This is a genomic window from Salibaculum griseiflavum (assembly GCF_003129565.1).
Taxonomy (GTDB): domain Bacteria; phylum Pseudomonadota; class Alphaproteobacteria; order Rhodobacterales; family Rhodobacteraceae; genus Salibaculum; species Salibaculum griseiflavum.
This window is the reverse complement of the sequence record NZ_QETF01000017.1, coordinates 67,501-71,956: the sequence shown is the minus strand read 5'-3', so window position 1 is coordinate 71,956 and position 4,456 is coordinate 67,501. Positions and strand designations below refer to the sequence as shown.

At 61.1% G+C, this 4,456-nt stretch carries 3 protein-coding genes (1 of these 3 cut by a window edge); 2 read left to right on the top strand and 1 reads right to left on the bottom strand.

Annotation, left to right across the window (positions count from 1 at the left end; genetic code table 11):
* Window positions 1-300: 300 nt before the first annotated feature.
* Window positions 301-1,767 (bottom strand): hypothetical protein, encoded by a 1,467-nt coding sequence (locus DFK10_RS13415; RefSeq protein WP_217810154.1) that lies wholly within the window; start codon window positions 1,765-1,767, stop codon window positions 301-303.
* Window positions 1,768-2,034: 267 nt separating this feature from the next.
* On the opposite strand from DFK10_RS13415, the gene DFK10_RS13410 reads away from it, so the two are divergent.
* Together DFK10_RS13410 and msrP are read left to right on the top strand one after the other, a co-directional pair.
* Complete coding sequence (locus DFK10_RS13410) at window positions 2,035-3,534, top strand: FMN-binding glutamate synthase family protein (RefSeq protein WP_235866846.1); 1,500 nt, start codon at window positions 2,035-2,037, stop codon at window positions 3,532-3,534.
* Window positions 3,535-3,599: 65 nt separating this feature from the next.
* On the top strand, window positions 3,600-4,456 hold the 5' portion of the coding sequence (gene msrP, locus DFK10_RS13405) for a protein-methionine-sulfoxide reductase catalytic subunit MsrP (RefSeq protein WP_109389539.1). It continues 43 nt past the right edge of the window; 857 of the gene's 900 nt are visible here — the first part of the coding sequence; it begins with the start codon at window positions 3,600-3,602; the stop codon falls past the right edge of the window.

Here is a 4,456-nt window from a genome sequence, read left to right as displayed (position 1 = left end):
GGGAAGAAGGGCTCAAGACGCGCCATCTGCGCCTCCGTCAGCCAGAAAAGATCAGACATGGTCACCGCTCGTTTTTCGAACCGTGAATCACGCCGAAATGCGGAAATCAATGGGTCCTGACCCTAGTCCAAATGCCATCATTGGCATCGTAGGGGATTACGAACGGGACCGATCTTGGATGACGGGCGTTTTCCGCCGACAGGGATTGACGAAAAGGCTGCGGCGCCTGAGCCGAGGCCTTTTCTGGTTTCAAGTCACGTATGGGTGAGTCCAAGTGAAGTGGCGTGATCGCAGGCGCCGTTATGCGAGTGGCTCGATCGGAAGCTCAACGATGAAATCGTCCGCCGTCAGTTCAGATGGCAGCACCCCTTCGAGCGTGATCGAGCCCCAGCCCTTGAGATCGATGACCGTATTCCCGTCAACCTCGGTGGTCTGATAGAGCAGGATGCGTTCGATATCCCAGATGCCCAACTCGGCGCCCAGCAGGATCTTGTCGTCGCCATTGCCGAAGTCGCTGATGATGTCGTGGTTGAACGTGCCGCGAAACTCGAAGATGTCGGCGCCTGTATTGCCTGTCATCCGGTCGCCGCCCAATCCGCCGTTGATCAGGTCATCACCGCCGCCGCCGCCCAACCGATCACCCTGCGCGCCGCCATAAAGCGCATCGTTGTCCGATCCGCCGAACAACACGTCGTCGCCTGCGCCGCCTTCCAGCGTGTCTTTGCCATCGTCGCCATAGAGGCGATCATCGCTCTTGCCGCCATACAGGTGATCTTGGCCGTCACCCCCGTAGGCCGTGTCGTCACCGTGGTCGCCAAAGATGAAATCATCCATGATGCCACCGTAGATCAGGTCGTTGCCGGACCCGCCGTTGAGCGTATCCTTGCCCTCTTCGCCGTAGATCAGGTCGTGACCGGTGCCGCCATAGACCTCGTCCGATTGGGCGCCGCCATAGATTTCGTCGGATTGGCTACCGCCCAGGATCACGTCTTCGCCCTTGCCGCCGCGCAGGGTATCGCCGCCCTTGCCTCCGCTGAGCACGTCATCGCCGGAATTGCCATTGACCTGATCGGCGCCGGTGCCGCCATAAACAGAGTCGTCCCCCGCGCCGCCCCAGCCGTGGTCGTTGCCCGAGCCGAGAAAGATCGTGTCGTTTCCTTCGCCGCCGTCAATCCGGTCATTGCCGAGGTTGCCGGAAATGCTGTCATCGCCTTCGCGGCCCATGAAGCTGTCGCGCCCATCAAGCAGGTCGATATGGTCCGCAAAGGACGTGCCCACCAGCAGGTCATCGCCGACGGTCGGTCCGGCCGGTGTATCGTTCAGGGAAACCTCTGTCGGCAGCAGGACAGCATCAAGAACGAAAATCGTGCCGTTATCCGCCGGGGTGATCGCGATGACCGTCGCATCGGGGGTTTGCATGTCGCTGTCGGTGACCGGGTCGCCGATGGAAAGGGCGGGCGGGGTCGCCTCCAGGTGACCGGTCAGGATGGCCTCCAGCAACGCGTCCGGATCGCCGATCGTGGACAGCTCGTTATAGATGAAACTGGCAATGGCGGTGTCGTCTGACAGGTCGCCGACATAGCCGAAGGACACGGCCAGATCGAGAAAGGCATTGTCCGTCGGTGCGTAGAGCCCGACATTGGCCAGCGGATCGCTGAGTGTCTCAAGAAGCGTAGAGCCCGGATTGTTCGCGTCATTCAGCAGGACCAAGCCCGCCAGAATGGTGAAATCATCGTTTGCCGTCGCAAGATCGGTAATTGTCGGCATCATATCCCCCATACAAAAGCGGAACGGCACCTGTGTGCCGCCACATCAAAGAATTCGCTGCTCTTGCATCCCCCGGATTGCGCCTTCCCCAGCGCTGACAGTGCCATAATGACGCCACATTTCGGCCTGCCTTTTGCCACAGGCTACCGAAAGCAATTGAAAAGGCAAATCTTTCCAAGCGCTTTTCAAAAATTGCGGGCGGGCTTTCACGTGTTCGGGACAATGCCCGCCACCCGTGGCAGAGTGTTTCCCGAAAGGAGGCGACTTATGTTTTCACCCTTGTCGATGACCGTTCTCGAGGTCCTGGCACTCGTCTTCATCCTGTTGCTTGGTCTGGGGCTGCTTGCGCTGATTGTGCTGTTCATTCTCGATCGCAGCCAGCGCGGCGATGCGATCCGGCGCAACTATCCGGTGATCGGCCGCTTCCGGGGTCTGTTCACCACGCTTGGCGAGTTTTTCCGTCAGTACTTCTTTGCCATGGATCGTGAAGAACTGCCCTTCAACAGGGCGCAGCGTGACTGGGTGAAACACGCCGCCGAGCAGGAGGGCAACACGGTCGCGTTCGGGTCGACCCGGAATCTCGGAGTGGTCGGCACGCCGATCTTCGTGAATTCCGCGTTCCCGCCATTGGACAATCAGTATGCCAGCACCGAACCGATGGTCATCGGGGAGGGCGCGCGGCACCCCTATACCGCGCGGTCGATTTTCAACCTTTCCGGCATGTCCTATGGTGCCCTGTCGAAACCCGCGGTTCAGGCGCTCTCGCGCGGCTGCAAGATGGCGGGTATCTGGATGAATACCGGCGAGGGCGGTCTGTCGCCCTATCATCTCGAAGGTGGCTGCGACCTTGTCTTCCAGATGGGCACCGCGAAATTCGGTGTCCGGGATGCCGAGGGCAATCTCGACGACGACAAGCTGCGTGAGGTTGCGGCGCATGACCAGGTCCGGATGGTCGAGATCAAGCTGGCGCAGGGTGCCAAGCCAGGCAAGGGCGGTATCCTGCCCGCCGCCAAGATCAGTCCCGAAATTGCAAGGATCCGTGGCGTGGCGCAGGGGCAGGACGCAATTTCGCCCAATCGGCATCTTGGCGTGGACGATTGGGGCGACCTGCTGGATTTCGTGCACCATGTGCGGGAGGTCTCTGGCCTGCCCACGGGTATAAAGACTGTGATGGGCACCGAGGACGCCTTGGAAGGCTTGTTCGATGCCATCGCTGCGCGCGGTGCCGATGCCGCGCCCGATTTCATCACGCTGGACGGGGGCGAGGGCGGCACCGGGGCCGCGCCGATGCCGCTGATCGACCTTGTGGGTATGTCCATTCGCGAGGCCCTGCCGCGCCTCGTGGATCTGCGCGACTCGCATGGGTTGCATGACCGCATTCGCATCGTCGCCAGCGGCAAGCTGGTCAATCCCGGTGACGTGGCCTGGGCGATCTGCGCAGGAGCCGACTTCGTCGTATCGGCGCGCGGCTTCATGTTCAGTCTGGGCTGCATCCAGGCATTGAAGTGCAACAAGAACACCTGCCCCACGGGCATCACGACCCATGATCCGCACCTTCAAAAAGGTCTGGTCGTCGAGGAAAAGGACGGTCGGGTGGCCGCCTATGCCCGACAGATCATCAAAGAGGTGGAAACCATCGCCCATTCCGTCGGTGTGGCCGAGCCGCGTCTGATGCGGCGCTCCCATGTGCGGATCGTGCAGCCCGATGGCGGTTCGGTCCCCATGAGCCGGATCTATCCAGGTTACAGCGACCTGTCGTCATCGTGAGCAAAGTTGGGGTGTGAATTCCCTCGCCTTGGCTAAGTAATGACAAAGAGCAAAGGAGAGGGCGAATGGCGCACCGCTGGATTAATGACCTGACACATGACGACGTGACACCGAAGGCGCTTTGGCTGAATCGCCGGCAGTTGATTGCCGGTCTCACGGCGACGGGCGCGGCCGGGCTTGGTGGCCCGGTGGCCGCGCAGGGAAGCCTGGAGCCGAACACGTGGGAAGAGATTACCACCTACAACAACTTCTATGAATTCGGCACCGGCAAGGGCGATCCGGTGCAGAACGCGCCGGCCATGGATACCAGCGGCTGGCAGGTCACGGTGGATGGGTTGGTGGACAATCCCGGCACCTATGACCTCATGGACCTGATCGGCGATCTTGAGACCGAGGAACGCATCTACCGGTTCCGCTGTGTCGAGGCGTGGTCGATGGTGATCCCCTGGAACGGATTCGAGCTGGCGGACCTGCTCGCCAAGGTCGGGGTGCAGGACGGCGCCCGCTATGTCGCCTTCGAGACGGCCGTGATCCCAGAGGTCATGCCCGGCGTGCGGCGTCGCGTCTTGGACTTTCCCTATGTCGAGGGCCTGCGACTGGACGAGGCGATGCACCCGCTGACCATCATGGCGACCGGCATCTATGGCGAACCGATCCCGAACCAGAACGGCGCGCCCATGCGTCTGGTGGTGCCGTGGAAATACGGCTTCAAATCGATCAAGAGCATCGTGCGCATTTCGCTCGTGGCCGATCAGCCGCCGACCAGCTGGAACAAGGCCAATGCACGGGAATATGGCTTCTATAGTAATGTGAACCCGAACGTGGACCATCCGCGTTGGTCGCAAGCCACGGAACGGCGCATCGGCGGGGGCATCTTCTCGCAGCGGCAGGACACGCTGATGTTCAACGGCTATGACGAGGT